The sequence below is a fragment of the Flavobacterium sp. genome, assembly GCF_046317795.1.
Lineage (GTDB): Bacteria > Bacteroidota > Bacteroidia > Flavobacteriales > Flavobacteriaceae > Flavobacterium.
In genome coordinates this window covers 1-16,268 of sequence record NZ_JBKCVI010000049.1, presented here as the reverse complement: position 1 = coordinate 16,268, position 16,268 = coordinate 1, and the positions used below count along the sequence as shown (strand labels likewise).

12 protein-coding genes and 3 tRNA genes are annotated in these 16,268 nt (G+C 35.6%); 4 read left to right on the top strand and 11 right to left on the bottom strand.

From position 1 onward, the window contains the following. The 6 genes from ACK5ON_RS03210 to ACK5ON_RS03185 form a co-directional block, all read right to left on the bottom strand. Positions 1–3,369: MopE-related protein (locus ACK5ON_RS03210; protein WP_409819814.1), on the bottom strand; the 3,369-nt coding region annotated here is incomplete at its 3' end. A gap of 782 nt (positions 3,370–4,151) precedes the next feature. Continuing rightward, the gene (locus tag ACK5ON_RS03205) at positions 4,152–5,351 is read right to left on the bottom strand and encodes an IS1634 family transposase (RefSeq protein WP_409819812.1); all 1,200 of its coding nucleotides are present in this window, start codon (positions 5,349–5,351) and stop codon (positions 4,152–4,154) included. Positions 5,352–5,440: 89 nt separating this feature from the next. Next, the gene (locus ACK5ON_RS03200) at positions 5,441–5,659 is read right to left on the bottom strand and encodes a hypothetical protein (RefSeq protein ID WP_409819810.1); all 219 of its coding nucleotides are present in this window, start codon (positions 5,657–5,659) and stop codon (positions 5,441–5,443) included. Positions 5,660–6,447: 788 nt separating this feature from the next. Then, on the bottom strand, positions 6,448–6,867 hold the full coding sequence (locus ACK5ON_RS03195) for a nucleoside-diphosphate kinase (RefSeq protein ID WP_396174226.1): 420 nt from the start codon (positions 6,865–6,867) through the stop codon (positions 6,448–6,450). A 68-nt stretch (positions 6,868–6,935) separates the two neighbouring features. Further along, positions 6,936–8,525 carry a bacillithiol biosynthesis cysteine-adding enzyme BshC gene (gene bshC, locus ACK5ON_RS03190; RefSeq protein ID WP_409819807.1) on the bottom strand — a complete coding sequence of 530 codons (1,590 nt, stop codon included), beginning with the start codon at positions 8,523–8,525 and terminating at the stop codon, positions 6,936–6,938. Positions 8,526–8,537: 12 nt separating this feature from the next. After that, the gene (locus ACK5ON_RS03185) at positions 8,538–9,497 is read right to left on the bottom strand and encodes a hypothetical protein (RefSeq protein ID WP_409819804.1); all 960 of its coding nucleotides are present in this window, start codon (positions 9,495–9,497) and stop codon (positions 8,538–8,540) included. Between the two features lie 90 nt (positions 9,498–9,587). Here ACK5ON_RS03185 and ACK5ON_RS03180 point away from each other — a divergent pair, with 90 nt between their 5' ends. Then, positions 9,588–10,709 (top strand): cysteine desulfurase family protein, encoded by a 1,122-nt coding sequence (locus ACK5ON_RS03180; protein ID WP_409819801.1) that lies wholly within the window; start codon positions 9,588–9,590, stop codon positions 10,707–10,709. A 9-nt stretch (positions 10,710–10,718) separates the two neighbouring features. Here ACK5ON_RS03180 and ACK5ON_RS03175 read toward each other — a convergent pair whose 3' ends face one another. The 5 genes from ACK5ON_RS03175 to ACK5ON_RS03155 form a co-directional block, all read right to left on the bottom strand. Then, positions 10,719–11,690, bottom strand: coding sequence for an MlaD family protein (locus ACK5ON_RS03175; protein ID WP_409819799.1), 972 nt, complete (start codon positions 11,688–11,690; stop codon positions 10,719–10,721). Between the two features lie 10 nt (positions 11,691–11,700). Beyond that, positions 11,701–12,453, bottom strand: a complete 753-nt coding sequence (locus tag ACK5ON_RS03170; RefSeq protein ID WP_396174235.1) for an ABC transporter ATP-binding protein — start codon at positions 12,451–12,453, stop codon at positions 11,701–11,703. 4 nt (positions 12,454–12,457) lie between these two features. Continuing rightward, positions 12,458–13,237, bottom strand: a complete 780-nt coding sequence (locus ACK5ON_RS03165) for an MlaE family ABC transporter permease (protein ID WP_396174237.1) — start codon at positions 13,235–13,237, stop codon at positions 12,458–12,460. 97 nt (positions 13,238–13,334) lie between these two features. Beyond that, the gene (locus ACK5ON_RS03160; protein WP_396174239.1) at positions 13,335–14,096 is read right to left on the bottom strand and encodes an NlpC/P60 family protein; all 762 of its coding nucleotides are present in this window, start codon (positions 14,094–14,096) and stop codon (positions 13,335–13,337) included. Positions 14,097–14,213: 117 nt separating this feature from the next. Beyond that, entirely contained in the window at positions 14,214–15,392 is a 1,179-nt protein-coding gene (locus ACK5ON_RS03155; protein ID WP_409819797.1) for an acetyl-CoA C-acyltransferase, read from the bottom strand. 284 nt (positions 15,393–15,676) lie between these two features. Here ACK5ON_RS03155 and ACK5ON_RS03150 point away from each other — a divergent pair. The 3 genes from ACK5ON_RS03150 (at position 15,677) to ACK5ON_RS03140 (ending at position 16,132) form a co-directional block, all read left to right on the top strand. Beyond that, a tRNA-Ser gene (locus ACK5ON_RS03150) sits at positions 15,677–15,763 on the top strand. 206 nt (positions 15,764–15,969) lie between these two features. Then, positions 15,970–16,044: transfer RNA gene (locus ACK5ON_RS03145), tRNA-Pro, on the top strand. Positions 16,045–16,058: 14 nt separating this feature from the next. After that, positions 16,059–16,132, top strand: a tRNA-Arg gene (locus ACK5ON_RS03140). Positions 16,133–16,268 lie beyond the last annotated feature (136 nt).

The window sequence follows — 16,268 nt, the reverse complement described above, 5'->3', positions numbered from 1 at the left end:
AGCCGAAACGGCTGTAGCAAATGACGGCAATACTGTATTATTGGCAGTAGCCATGTTTACCACAACTGGTGCACATCCTTCTGATAATAAACCATCACAATCATCATCGATGTTGTTCCAACAGATTTCTGTGCGTCCTGGGTTAATAGTAGCAACAGCATCGTTACAATCCACAGTAAGGGCTGTCAATTCTGAAGCCAACTTACCATTAAGTGGACGTGTACAACTTGGAACCGTAGCCGCGTTTGATGGGTAACCATCATTGTCAGCATCGGTGTACCATACTGGTTGTGGTCCTACTGTAACCGGAAGATTTACTGCCGTACCTGGACAAAGTGCCGCATTGGTTTCTACAACGCTAACATTGCCTGCACCTGCAGCACCCCAAGTAACAGTAATACTGTTTGTATTGGTTCCTGATGCTTGTGTACCGCCTGTAATTGTCCAGGAATAGGTACTTCCTGCAGTGTTAGTAACACTGTAAGAAGCTGTTGAACCCGAACAAGCGGTAGTTGCACCAACAATGGCTGAAGTTGTTGGAATGGCGTTTACTGAAGCAGTTACTGCTGTACGAGCTGTAGAATCACAGCCATTGAATACTGCTTGTGCATGTAATGTTGTTGTAGAACTGATACTGGTTGGTGGGGTTGGTACAATATTTCCACCTGTGGCAGCATCATACCATACTATAGAACCCGCACTAGCACTCGCTGAGAAAGCTACTGTTCCTGAACCACAAACCGAACTTGGTGTTACCGAAGCTGCAGTTACTGTTGGGAAAGCATTTACTACTATATTTCCAGAACTGCTACTTGAACTGCTAGGTGCAGTCCCACAAGTTCCCGTATAACTCACTACACAATAATAAGTATTCGTGCCTACCGTGTCACTTGGGGGTGTAAAAGTAGCTGATGTTGCACTAGCTATTAATACATTTCCAGGATTACTATACCATTGGTATCCCAAGTTATCACCATAAGCAGTAACTGACAAATCCGTTGTTGTTTCATTTTGACAAACGTTTTGTGTGCTAGTCGATGGTTGTTCAAAAACTCTCGGATGACCAATACTCAAATTATTAAAAAATACATCTTTATCAGAACCACCTCCAGCGTTACTATTGTAAAATTCTATTTGAGCAGGAATTGCCCCACCACTAACTGTAGCAAAAGTTCTTCCAGTTAATACGGTTGTAATACCAGATCGAGTAATTGAAATACTATAAGTATTCGCAGCAGTATAGGCAAAAGTAATAGTACTCAAACCTGCTGAAGTAAAAGCAATACCTGTATCCGAAGTTGCTGCATCAGCTATAAAATAGTTAGAACCTCCGCCTGTAAAACGAAACTCAGTTAAAATATTATTACTAGAATTTCGCAACCTAACACCTACTCTTTGATTATTGTCAATATTTCCATTATCAAAAGCAAAACTAACGGTATTGCCGACAGCTAATGGACCAGCAAATGGTCTTACCGCCGAAGTCAATCCACCGCCATTGGCGAATAATCCCCAAGCAGTTCCGATATCAGAACTTGCTGTAAAAGTACCTCCATTACCACCACTTACCAAAAATGACCAAGGTCCAAAACCTTGACCACCATTGCCTCCAGGAGTTATTCCATAGGTTGCAGTATCATTTGGTATTCCACTTATCGTTACTGCGCCAGACGCATTACTTGTTATAGAGGTTGGAGCACAAAGTCCACCAACAACACAATAATAATATAGAGTAGTTCCGCCTGAATAGACAGGCGTGTAAGAAGAAGAAGTAGCACCACTCACTAAAATTCCTCCCGAGTTGCTTTGTATAGTATTACTATACCACTGATAAGTTAAAGACGCGCCAGCTACCACTACCGATAATGGTGTTGCTGCAGTGCCCAAACAAACCGACTGAGCACTAGTCGAAGGTTGAGAAGTAATGGATGTACTCACCCCAACTCCTACTACTAATGAGCTAGGCAAACTATCACCACTTGCATTTTTGGCAATTACAGAAATTGTACCACCCGGACTAGCAACGGTTACATCAATACTATTGGTGGCACTTGCCCCAGTCCAACCACTAGGCAAAGTCCACTCGTAACTAGTTGCGTTTGGGTCATTGGTTACACTATAGGTTTGAGTTGCACCATCACATAACGCAGTTGATCCCGAAATAGCACTGGGTTGACCTGGCGCTAGAGTTGGTGCTGTATAAACCAAATTAATTGTATTCCCACCAGACAACGTCACCGCAAATGTGCCTGTAAAAGCAGCAAAAGATGCTGTATCAATTATAAAATTACTAGTGTTAAATCCTGAAACAGTGCTACCAGAAGCTATTGGCCAAGTATAATTATTCGCTGGATTGAAGTTAGACACTGAAAGTGAAACTAAATTTAAAGTAATCGGTGATGCAGAACAAGTCAACACACCAGTTGAAGTAATTCTATCCCACCCACTAGCAGCACCAGAAGTCCCAGTTGCGTTATTCATTTCAATTCTATAAGAAGAACTATTATTAAACGTAAATGCTCCTGTGGTAATCGTGCCAGTAGTACTTGCTGTTCCACCAGGGGAAACAACACCAGTGAGGGAAACTGTTCCCCCTATTGTTCCACTACCCGCAAGCGTAGCAGCATTCCCTGCCGATACAGACACAGTACTAGAAGCCGCAGTTGTTCCATTAACAAATAATGTTCCTGCATGCACAAATACAAGTCCTGAATAACCTCCAGAACTATTACCCGTAAGCGTAACTCGAGTATTGGCTTGGTTCGCATCAACATTGTCTCTTCCAATAATAACAGTCTTGTTTCCCGATAAAGTATTTATTGAAATAGAACTGGATGCATTTGAATTGGCAATACGCAATCCAGTAATGTTTCCTCCTGTTGCTAAATTCCCATTAAAAGTTAAACCACCAGAATTTCTTGCGGTTATCCAAGATGTTCTTGTGCCACCATCATTAAAATTAATAGGAAAATTAATGGTTTGGTTTGCTGTCGCGTCACTCAAAACCCAACTGTTTTGACCTCCAAAATCAAATAAATTGACAGAGCCAGAACCAGTTAAATTGTAGGCAACACTTCCACTAAAATAAAGTCGCCATTGACTCATGCCATTCACGTCGTTAACGCAATTTGTCGCATTACCAGCACCTTGAAACTCCAATTGCCCATAACCAGTACCACTCGACCAATTTCCATTATTGCTCCAATTTCCCGATCCTGTCCAACTCGAAAAATTTTGTGATTGAACACTCAAAGTGCCCGAGAACAATAAAGCACACAAAAATAAGTAAAACTTACTAATGGAATTCTTACTAATAGTAGCGTACCCATTTTTAATTGTCATTTTTTCAATGCGTAATTCTTTCTTCATAATAAACTATTTTAATTAGAAAATAAACTATACTCAAACAATAGTAATTAGGCATAAATAATTCTATTCAAATTGAATTAAATAGCAAAAAGATATATTAGTAGATTTTTAGTATATAAAGATAAAAAAACAACAATAGCAAACAACAACCCGTCACACATTATAACAAACTATAACGTTTTCGTGTTAATAAATTATTGATTTTTAGTTAATACAATTAGTAATTCTCAAATAAAATCTTCTCAAAATTAGCAAATTTATAATTTTACTATAAGCAAGATGAAAAGAGATGAAATACATAAATATCATTAGTCATATTATCTACTACTAATGTTTCAAAGAAAATTGAATATAAAAAGTCTCTCTTAAACAAATCCAATCAACACATAAGTTGTGACCTTGTAATTGGCTTAACCTGAACCTGTAAAAAGGTTATAGAACTAAGTGGAAAGACTTTGTGCACCCCTAAACTGCTGTCATAGAGGTTTGTCGTTAAACCCATATAAAAGCCACAGATTACTAAGGATTAAACGGATTAACAAAAAAACCTAAATGAGTAAAAACTTCGCGACTTCGCAACTTTGTAGCAAAAAATCCTCATGACCCTAACTGCCGGTTTACCTGCCTTAGGCATGGCAGGCAGGTTTGTGCAAAAAAAAACCACAAACCAAAATACAATAAAAAATACCCATCTCGTTAACAAACGAGACAGGGATTTTAGTACTATTTAGTCTTAATACTTAATACTTAATACTCCTGACTTCCGCACTGGGACACCCAATTTATAATTTAAAAAGTTTTTTTATTATTTGATGCTCTTTTGTTATCATAATATTGTGTTTAATTATCTCATTATTTGTTGTATTTTTTATTTCAATTTGAAACATACTTTGAAGAATTTCGATTACTTTTTCTGGGGATAGATTCGAGTTCTTTAATTTTAGTTGTCTTTCGAGTTCTTTGTATACTTTGTAAGCAACAAAGGTTAAACAAATATGTGCTTCTATTCGTTCTTTTTTTCGGTGGTAAATAGGTCTTATTTTTAAATCTGTTTTAGCAGTTCTAAATGCTTTTTCTATTTGCCATAAGTTACTATAATTCTCTAAAATTTCATCTTTTGTAAGTTTCGCATTGGTTATATAACCTTTTAATCCATCCCACTTTGTGTCTTGTTGGAACTTGACTTTATCGATGACAACTTTTATTTCTCCTTCCATTTTTAAATATTTATTATAACCCCGATTATTAATACTGGCTTTGGTTAATTTCCCAGTTTTAATTTGCTTTTCGAGTTTTTTTAATCCTCTTTCACGGTTTAGTTTATCTTTCTTTGCTCTGCTTTCAGAATAGGTAATAATGAGTTTTAAATTATCTTTTTCAATGATTTCACTTTCTCCATTCTTTAATCTTAAAGCAAGTACTTTTTCTTTTATGGATTTACTTTCTGATTTTATTCTTGCCCCTAAAATGAACTCGTATTTTTTTTCTTGAAGTTCTTCAACATTGCTTGAGGAAAGTAATCCAGAATCAGCAATTATAACTAACTGATGTAGATTGTATTTCTCTTTAAACGTGTCAATTATAGGTAACATCGTATGTCCTTCAAATTTATTTCCCTCAAAAACATCATAAGCCAATGGATAACCATTTTTACTAACTAATAATCCTAAAACAATTTGTGGGTTTTGATGTTTTCCTTCTTTTGAAAATCCTGTTTTACGAAGTTCATCTTCATTATCTGATTCAAAATAAATGGTGGTAATATCATAAAAAACAACACTTATCTCTGAATCTAAAATCAACCGTGTGTGTTCAAAACTTATCTTCTGAACTGTTTCTTTTTGCTTGCTATGAAGCTTATCCATGTAACGATAAATATCATCCTCAGAGTATTGCTTTTGTGAAAACCGATAGAGATATTCAGTAGTTTTTAATTTGCTTTTGGGATAAACTAATCGATATAAAACTAAGTCTTTAAACAAATTGTCTTCAATTTTACAAAATCCAATTTCGTCAAATATTTTACCTAAAACTAAATCAATACCTGATAATTTTAAAGCTCTGATATTTTCTAAAATATTTTGAATAAATTCATTTGAATTTGAAAATCAAACTCGTTCAGTTTTTTAATTTCTTTAATATAATTTCGTGCCTCTTCAATAAGTTTATCAATTTGAACAAGATCACTACTACTACCAATGGTTCTCAGTAACTTATACCTGCCAGAACTTTTGTCAATAACTTGAATACTTACAACACCACTTTTATTTTTCTTCTGTCTAACAAACATAGAACAAAAGTAAAAAAACACCCTGGGACACCCAAAACCATAAGAACATAAATCATAAAAACCTCATATTCAAAGTTAAAATGATCAAAAATTAAAAAAAAGTGCGGAAGTCAGGAGTAAGTAAAGATAGTCGAACAGAGAAGTTAATCCCGAAGTTTTCGGGATCGTGAGTACTGAAATTTACTTCGTCTGTTCGCTACGCTCGGGTGTGGGAGTCCCGATAGCTATCGGGAGTCGCTGCCCTGCCTGCCGGCAGGCAGGCTTTTTTTATGGAAGTCCTCATCAATTATTTGATGGGGACTTTTTGTTTTGATTTTTTTTAACCGCAATGAGCGCAAAGTTTTACGCAAAGTACGCAATGGTTTTTTGCCACGGATTTAACGGATTTAACGGATTTTTTTGTTTTGATTTTTTACCGCAAATTCGCAAATTTTTTTGATTTTTTTCAACGGTATGAAACCCGTTGCAACCGATATTTCTTCACGATGGGATTATAATTTGGTTGTGCTACAAAGATATGAGACTTTGCTTGGAATGGAAGTTCTCTTTAGTTTATGCTTTTCGATTAGCTGCGCTCCGTTTGGCATCGCCTAGGGTCATTTAGAGTAGGGCTCAAAACTCTAGAAATGTCGGTTTGGATAAAGAAGAATGGATTACCGCCAATGCGGGAATTACAAAGAGTAAAAAAAATCCATTCAATCTAATGAATGGAATTCTTATATTGTTCTGTAACGATAAAAACACTGCCAACTCCCGACACTTCGGGACTGAACACTGAACACTTTTTACTAAAACTGCTCTCTACCAGCAAAGTGAAAAGCACTTTCGATAGCTGCATTCTCATCAGAGTCGGAACCATGAATCGCGTTTTCGCCTATAGAAGTAGCATATTTGTGACGAATAGTTCCTTCGGCAGCATCAGCTGGATTCGTAGCACCAATCAACGTTCTGAACTCTTCCACAGCGTTATCTTTCTCCAAGATAGCCGCCACGATAGGGCCACGAGTCATAAATTCAACCAATTCTCCAAAGAAAGGTCTAGCTGAGTGAACAGCATAAAACTTTTGAGCATCTGCTACAGTCAATTGGGTTAATTTCATTGCTACAATTCTGAAACCACCTTCAGTAATCATATTTAAGATACCTCCGATGTGTCCGTTTTCAACTCCATCAGGTTTAATCATGGTAAAAGTTCTATTTGTTGCCATTTTTTTTTCTTTTTTTATAATTTGGTGCAAAAGTAATACTTTTAAATAGAATTTTAAAGCGTTGTATGCTATAAAGTAATAATAGTAAAGTTTGGTTCCAAAGGTTTTAACGCTGAAAACAATTTTTGGATAAAATCATTTCCATAAGCTGTATAAAACTCAGCAAAATTAGCACTTCGTTCCTGCAACCTTTGATTAGGAAACAGCTCATTTTGAAGTTGGATAATACGTTCCAGTTCGTCTGCATGCATTTTTTTTTCGGCTTTGATTAAGCGCTTTTCTAGGTTTTCTAAACCCTTAATTTGTTTTACTTCTTGTGCTTTTACGGCACCAGTAAAGGATTTGTCAGTTTGCGAGGCAATCTTATTAAGCTTCTCAAACTGTATTCTTAGTATTTCCTTTTGTTCGGAGAAATCAAGATTGAATTTGGAAAACTCATGTGTTTTCTTGTTGAACAACTCTTGTTGATTGGAAAACAAATCTTCCCAAGAGAGTTGGAGCTTGTCTGCTTTTTGAACTTGCTTTTCTGTTACCAAGAGGACAGAGTTGCGCACTAAAAGAATAGGAAAGGTAACGTTATTGGCTTCAAAATTGGATTTCAGTTGCAGCCAATAGCCGATTTCGCCACCACCACCAATGTAACACAAATTAGGAAGAATGACTTCTTCGTATAGTGGTCTTAGTATAACGTTAGGGCTAAACTTCTCGGGACTTTTCTCGAGCGCCGCAAGCATTTCGGCTTCCGAAAATACCAGTGTGGTATTGTTGATTTTATAGTGATTGTTTTCCCATAGTATTCGCTCTCTGAGAGTATCTTCAATATAAAAAAGGTTGATTTCTCTTGGGTTCACTTGAAGCGTATAGTCAGCTAATAACGTATTAGTCTCGCTTACTTTTTTAAAAGCCGTTTGGTTTACCAATTCTACTTTGGCATAAGGAACAAACAACTGTTTTAAAGCAACGTCATCACCATCGAGAATCACTAAACCTTTGTTGCCAAATAGTTCGTTAGCCAAATACCGAGTTGCATCAGCCAGATTGTTATGTTGTACATACGATTTCTCAAATAAGTATTTCAAATGGTTAGCATTATCACCAAAGCCCAATTCAGTAGCGAATGCGGCCAATACTTCATCCAATCCATCGGTAGCCAATCTTCCCACTGGACCAAAGCTATCTTTGTTCCACTTGATTTTTACGTTCTTGAAATTGAAATAATTGATTTCTTCAAAATCGTGATCTTCGGTTGCCATCCAATAAATAGGTACAAAATTACAGCTAGGATAGTTTTGTTTTAAGGCCCCACAAAGGTTGATGGTAGTCACTATTTTATGTAGAAAATACAAAGGACCAGTAAACAAGTTTAACTGATGTCCTGTGGTAATAGTAAATGTTTTGGAGTCGGAGAGTAGTGCAATATTGCTTTTTGTTACCTCCGAAATTTCAAAACCTTGGTATTGTTTTTTAAGAGCCGTTACTAAAATACTTCTAGTTGAAAAAGGAAAATTAGTTTCTTTTTCTTTGATTTGACCTTCAAAATTTTCAATGGATGGAAAGCGATTGTAAAGAGCGTTCAACGCTGGTTTTTTATCTAAATAATCAACAATTAATTTAGTAAAATATCCTGATTTTTGATAACTAATACAATCGGTTGGCATTGAATATTTGGATTAAGGAGAAGTAATGAGATTTCCATACAAATAATTATCACCCAAAGTGAAATTGCTATTTCCTTTCTTCAAAGTAACTTTTTTCAAACGGATGGTGTGTTGAAAACCAGTACCAATTACTTCTGTTGTAGTAACTTCAATTATTCCACTAACATAAGGCACACCATCAACAGCATTCCATTGCTGTAACAGTATTGGTGTGGCAGGTGTTGAAGTGGCACAAAAGTAAGCATTGCCGATTGTATTAGAATACAATCTATAGGATAACTTGTTGGCAGCACTAATATAGCGTATTCTTGGAGCTGTTGTAACTACATTTTCAAAAAGTGAAGCATAATCAGCAACATCTAAAATAAATGCCTCACCAATACTAAAGTCAAAGATACGATTATCATTAACACAAGTACTCTTGTCAACTTCTTCATCAAATCCAAAAGCTAACGCATTTATAGGTTTAGTGTAATCACCAAAAATGTAGGTTTCGTAAAATTGATTGCCATTGGGTTTTTGGAATGTTACATTTTTAAAAATAATATTGTGTTTGTAGCCGGTAATTTTGGTAGCATTATTGGCATCAACCGATTTTACTGCAGTAGTTGTGATTTGAATGGTTCCTGTTAAAGCAGTCCATTCTTCTATCACAATAGGAGTAGCGGAAGGAGGATCTTGACAAATATTATCAGCATTTACGGTGCCATTATATTGTCTGTAAATTACTTTATTGGTGGAACTTATGTTAAGTACTAATGGATTGTTTACCGTTGTTTCATCAGTTGGAAGTGATGACATAGGCATTACAAGAAGTAGCATTTCTGCAGCTTTGATTTTGTATATAATATCTTTTTGATCGCATTTTACAGCATCAACATCGGAAAAGTCAATAACATCCACTTTCAAATCACCATCATCGCAGGCGTTGAAAATAAAAAGCAGTAAAAGGACACCTAATATTCTTTTCATTTGTTTAAAATTTTTAACAAAAATAAGTTTTTTAAACTATTTTGAATAGGTTTTATCATTTAATTAAGATAGTACTTTTATATTTGCACCATGCAAAAAGTGTATCTCGATAATGCCGCCACAACACCCTTTCGTCAGGAAGTTATTGATGAAATGGTAAAAGTAATGCAACAAGATTTTGGAAATCCTTCTTCTACCCACAGCATCGGAAGAAGTGCCAAAGCTGTCATAGAAACGGCTAGAAAAACAATTGCTAAATATTTGAATTGCAAATCTCAGGAAATTATTTTTACGGCTACAGCTACTGAAGCAACCAATTGGATTTTGAGAAGTGCTGTAAAAGACTTAGGCGTAAAGCGAATCATTTCTTCTAGAGTAGAACATCATGCCACATTGTATACGGTATTGGCTTTGCAAGAAGAATTTGGAATACAAGTGGAGTTTGTCAATGTGTCATCAGCTGGTACTTTGGATTACCATCAATTGGCTGGATTACTTACTGATGAAATTAAAACAATAGTTTCCTTGATGCACGTTAATAATGAAACGGGAGTGATAAACGATATCAGTAGAATAGGAGCGATGTGCCAACAAAATATGGCTTTTTTTCATTGTGATACAGTGCAATCTGTGGGAAAAACGGATTTGGACTTACAGCAATTACCCATAGATTTTATAGTGGCGAGTGCTCATAAATTTCATGGACCAAAAGGTATTGGTTTTGCCTTTGTTCGCAAAAATCTTGTATTGCAACCGATGTTGTTTGGAGGCGAACAAGAAAAAGGTTGGCGTGCAGGAACCGAAGCCGTTCATCAAATAGCAGGCATGGCAAAAGCATTGGAATTGTCCTATGAAAATCTAAATGAGGAGATAAATTATATAGCTGATTTGAAAAGCTATTGTTGGCAACAACTACAAGCTGCTTTCCAGGAAGTCAAGGAGAATGGGACTACAACTTTTTACAATATTTTAAATGTTTTACTGCCTTTTTCGGAGGAAAAAACCACCATGATATTATTCCATCTTGACATGAAAGGCATTGCTGTTTCTCGCGGAAGTGCCTGCCAGAGTGGAAGCGCAAAACCATCGCATGTATTGGCAGAAATGCTCTCGGACGAGGATTTGAAAAAACCAAGTTTGCGTATTTCTTTCAGCCATTATAATACAAAAGACGATATTGATTATTTGGTAGAGACTTTGAAAAGTATCTAACAATAGTACTTATTTATCTACTGCATTTTGTTTTTCCATTTTTTTGAAATAACCTCTGAAGAACCAATTGTGTTTTAATGCTTCCAGATTTTCATTTAGTTTCTTACTGGCTTCATTGATATTGGACATGGTTGAATCAATTTGTTTTACGAGTTTTTGGTCATTGGCTAAATAATTGATTGCGCCCTTGCCTTCTTTTATATTCAAAATAGTGGCGTTTAAATTGGTTACCACTTTGTTAATTTCCTCACTGGATTGATTGAGATTGATTACAACTTTCTTTATTTTATTGGCAACAACAGTATCTTTTAAAACACCAATGACATTATTTTTATTGTCGAAAGAAGCAATTTGAGTATTTAAATTATCAATGGTTTGAGTTGTTTTTTGGGAAGTGAGTTTTAAATTATGTATGGTTTCTTTTAAATCATTTGACATAGTAGAATCTCTAAGCAAAACACCTATTGTTCCATTACCATTGTTAATATCGTTTGTGATTTTCAACAAGTCAGCTGTAAGACGTGCCGCATTTTGATTGGTAACATTGAGTGTACTCATCATATCGTCGGTTCGAATGCGATTCACAGATTTAATGATATCACCAGCTACAACATTTGACTCAATACCTTTTCCAGGAATAATATTGATGATAACACTTCCTACTAATCCATCAGAACCAATAGAGGCAATAGCATCTTTTTTGATGTATTGAAAGTATGATTTTTCTATTTGCATGTCTACGTTAATCGTAGTGTCATTGATAATTTTTATTTCTCGAACAGATCCAATATTGATACCTGAAAATCGCACGTTATTACCCAACTGCAAACCGCCAACATTATTGAATACAGCCGATAAATGATCTGTTTTTCCAAACATTTGTTGTTTGCTTCCAATAAAATAGATGGCTACCACAAAGAATGACAATCCAATTATGACAAATAAACCTAAACGAATTTTTTCTGATGTTGTTTTTTCCATTGTTACAATTTCATTTAAAGAATGCTTTAATTTTTGGGTCTTCTGAAACAGAAAGTTCTTTAAAAGTACCTTCGGCGTAATTTATTTTATCTATTAATAAAATCATCCTATTCGAAATTACTCTGGCGCAATCAACATCGTGAGTAATAATAATAGATGATGTATTGTATTTTTTTTGAATAGACATCATTAGTAAAATTATTTCTTTCGAAGTTATTGGATCTAAGCCAGTTGTGGGTTCGTCATACAGAATAATTTTTGGTTGCAAAATTAGTGTTCTTGCCAAAGCTATTCTTCTTTTCATTCCACCTGATAATTCATTAGGCATTAAATCAATTGTATGTGCTAAACCAACACTTTCTAGAGCTTCCATGACCATAGGAGTCGTGTCTTTTATGAATCCAAATTTTTTGGTATGTCGACGTAAAGGGAATTCTAAATTTTCTCTAACCGACATTGAATCATATAACGCACTTCCTTGAAAAAGGAAACCAATTTCAGTTCTCAGCTCATCTAATTTCCAATGTTCTAATTTGTTAATGTCTTTACCCATCACTATTATTGAGCCACTATCAGGTTTTTCTAATCCAATCAAACATTTAATCATAACTGATTTTCCTGAACCAGATTTCCCCATAACAACTAGATTTTCTCCTTCATACAATTTCATATTAAATCCTTCTAGTATATGATTTTCACCATAACTTTTTTTTAAGTCTGTGATTTCAATAATCAGATTAGATTTAATATTTATTGTTTCCATGATGTTATCCATAAAATATGTTAGCAACAAAAACGGCAATAAAATCGATTATAAAAAGCAACATTGATGAATAAACTACAGCTGAATTGGCCGCTAAACCAACACCTGCAGTCCCTTTTTCACAATAATATCCTTTGAAACAACCTACTAAACCAATGGCAAAACCAAAGAAGAAAGTTTTAATAGTTGTAGGTATCAAATCACTAAAAACCAAACTGTTAAAAACTTGATTGAAGTAGAGTAAAAAGGAAACATTCCCTTTTATATTTTCAACCAATGCAGAACCAAATATGGCGATAGTATCTCCGAAGAAAACTAAAATGGGTAACATAAAGGTTGTAGCTAAAATTCTTGTTACTATTAGAAATTTAAATGGATTTGTACCCGAAACTTCCATGGCATCGATTTGTTCGGTAACTCGCATGGAACCTAATTCTGCTCCAATTCCAGAACCAATTCTTCCCGCACAAATCAAAGCGGTTATAATTGGTCCCATCTCTCGAATAATTGAAATACTAACCATGGATGGCATCCAAGAAACGGCGCCAAACTTAAGTAGTGTAGGTCTAGATTGTAAGGTAAAAACCAAACCGATAATAAAACCTGTGACGCTTACTAGCAATAAGGAACGATTACCCATATTGTAGCATTGTTTCAGGAATTCTTTAAACTCATAGGGTGGCTTAAAAACTTCTTTAAAAAATCGAAGGGTAAAATAAGATAAATCACCAGTCTCTTCTAAAAATGTTTTTAAAGATTTTACAATTGAAAAATTGTTATTCATTTTTATGGAATTATGCAATAATTCTATATCAAATGTAAGCAATTTTAGCGAGTTTCGAAACTTTTAAATACAAAAAAACAGAAACATTTGTCTCGGTCTATATAATTTTTTTAATCACTCTCAACCGATGTGTGTGCTTATTTAGTTCTGCATTATAAATACCCAGATGGTCAACTCTATCAATTCTAACTTTTCCGCTCGCATGAATGATGTAGTTGTTTTCCATCATGATTCCAACATGAATAATCTTTCCTTCATCATTGTCAAAAAAAGCTAAATCTCCAGGTTCACTTTCTTCAATAAAACTCAACGCTTCTCCCTGAGTAGATTGTTGAGAAGCATCACGAAGTACCTTGTATCCATTCAATTTATAAACCATTTGGGTAAAACCAGAGCAATCGATACCAAATGGTGTTTTTCCACCCCAAAGGTATGGTGCGTTTAAATACATATACGCAGTAGTTAACAAATCGGTTTTTGGTTTTACACCACTTGTTTTCATTCCTTCAAATTCAAAATTCTCCGTATTAATTTCACTATGATTTAAAAAGGATAGTGATGCACCAAGTGTAATAGGAAGTAATTCATTGTTTGAGTTTGAAACATATTCCACCAAATCAGTATTCAATATTATGGCATCTTTGGATAAATCTATAAAGTTTTTCTCAGAAATAATTTGGTATTGTTTCGAATCAACCCAACCTTCATAATCGTCGAAATGCAATTTGATTTTTGACCACTGTTTTTGCATTTCCAATATTTCAAAATGCTCACCAAATAAAACTTGCGAAACGATTTCGCTTCGATCACTCGGTTCGGCTCGTAATGGAATTATGGCAAGATTACAGATGGCAAACATTAAATTTCAGATTTCAGATTTTAGATATTAGATTTTAGATATTAGAAATAAAATATTGACTTGTTATATCCTTCACATATTACTGAGGGCTGTATACTAATCATTAAGGACTATTTTTTACATTCTTTGAATAACTATAGCCGAAGCACCACCACCACCATTACAAATAGCAGCTGCTCCAATTTTGGCATTGTTTTGTTCTAATATATTAATTAAAGTAACAACAATTCTGGCTCCTGAGCATCCAAGAGGATGTCCCAATGAAACCGCACCACCATTTACATTTACTTTGTCATTGTCTAATCCAAGGATTTTGGCATTGGCTAAACCAACTACAGCAAAAGCTTCGTTGAATTCAAAATAATCAACATCTGCAACTGATAAACCTGCTTTGTCTAAAGCTTTTGGCAATGCTTTGGCTGGCGCAGTTGTAAACCATTTTGGTTCTTGTGCTGCATCTGCATAGGATTTGATATAGGCCAATGGTTTTAATCCCAATGCTTTTGCTTTCTCTTCACTCATTAATACCAAAGCGGCTGCACCATCATTGATGGTAGATGCATTGGCAGCTGTTACCGTTCCGTCTTTGCTAAACACCGCATTCAAAGTAGGGATTTTATCTAACTTTACATTAGTATATTCTTCATCTTTTGAAAAGATAATGGGTTCACCACGTCTTTGAGGAATTTCAACAGGAACAACTTCGTTATCAAACATCCCTTCAGACCAAGCTTTAGCCGAACGTTGATAGGATTGAATGGCAAAATTATCTTGTTCTTCTCTTGATATTTTATATTCTGAAGCACATAAGTCGGCAGAAACGCCCATGGCATTGTTGTCATAAGCATCAGTCAAACCATCCTTTTGCATTCCGTCAACTAGAGAGGTTGGACCAAATTTCACACCATTTCTCAGGTGAACATAATGTGGTATCAAACTCATGTTTTCCATTCCACCGGCAACAACAATTTCGGCATCGCCAGCCATAATGGCTTGTGCTGCTTGCATGATAGCTTTCATTCCCGAAGCACAAACTTTGTTTATTGTTGTACAAGCAACCGTATTTGGCAAACCTGCATATAAAGCAGCTTGTCTAGCTGGAGCTTGACCAACACCTGCTTGTACTACATTACCCATCAAAACTTCATCGACTAAGTTTGAATCTAAATTAATTTTATCTAATGCCCCTTTGATAGCAATTGCCCCTAATTTTGTTGCAGTAATGGAAGATAATGAACCCATAAAACTTCCAATAGGAGTTCTCACAGCGGACACTATAACTACTTTTTTACTCATGATATTTGTTGTTTTACTCCGCTGCGCTCCATACAATTTGGCTGCAAGCGCCTCGGGTGTTTGTCCTGCAAATCTAAACTTTTATTATAAATTATTTAATCGGAACCCTAATAAATCTTCGTTTTAAGCAAATTATATCCATTTCATGTATTCTAGTTTATTGAAAGTGAGCCGTTTTAATTGTTATTTGTTTTTACGCACAAAAAAAGAAATGAAATAGTTGTAAAATATAGAATGATAAATTACATTTGCAACCGCTTAATAAATTTTCGTTAATTGAGTTTGGAGAGTTGCCTGAGTGGCCGAAAGGACATGTTTGCTAAACATGCGTATGGGAAACTGTACCAAGGGTTCGAATCCCTTACTCTCCGCTCTTGGGTTCTAGTGTATCCTAAATATCGTGTCTAAATTTAACATTTGGAGTAACACAGATGATAAATACATGTGGTGTAGCGTAGCCCGGTTATCGTGTCCCGATTTGCAATCGGGAAGACCGCAGATAATGAAATACGGGGTGTAGCGTAGCCCGGTTATCGTGTCCCGATTTGCAATCGGGAAGACCGCAGATAATGAAATACGGGGTGTAGCGTAGCCCGGGTATCGCGCCTGCTTTGGGAGCAGGAGGCCGCAGGTTCGAATCCTGCCACCCCGACATATTTGGATTTTGGTCTCATAGCTCAGCTGGATAGAGCAACTGCCTTCTAAGCAGTAGGTCTTTGGTTCGAATCCAAACGGGATCACACTCCATTTCCAAAGCCTGTCTCCACAAATAGAGACAGGCTTTTTCATTAAGAATTGCTCCCTGATTCTATGATACCAAAAACACAGATTGCTATCTTTGCAGCATGAATTTCTGGAACAACCTTGAATCTGCTG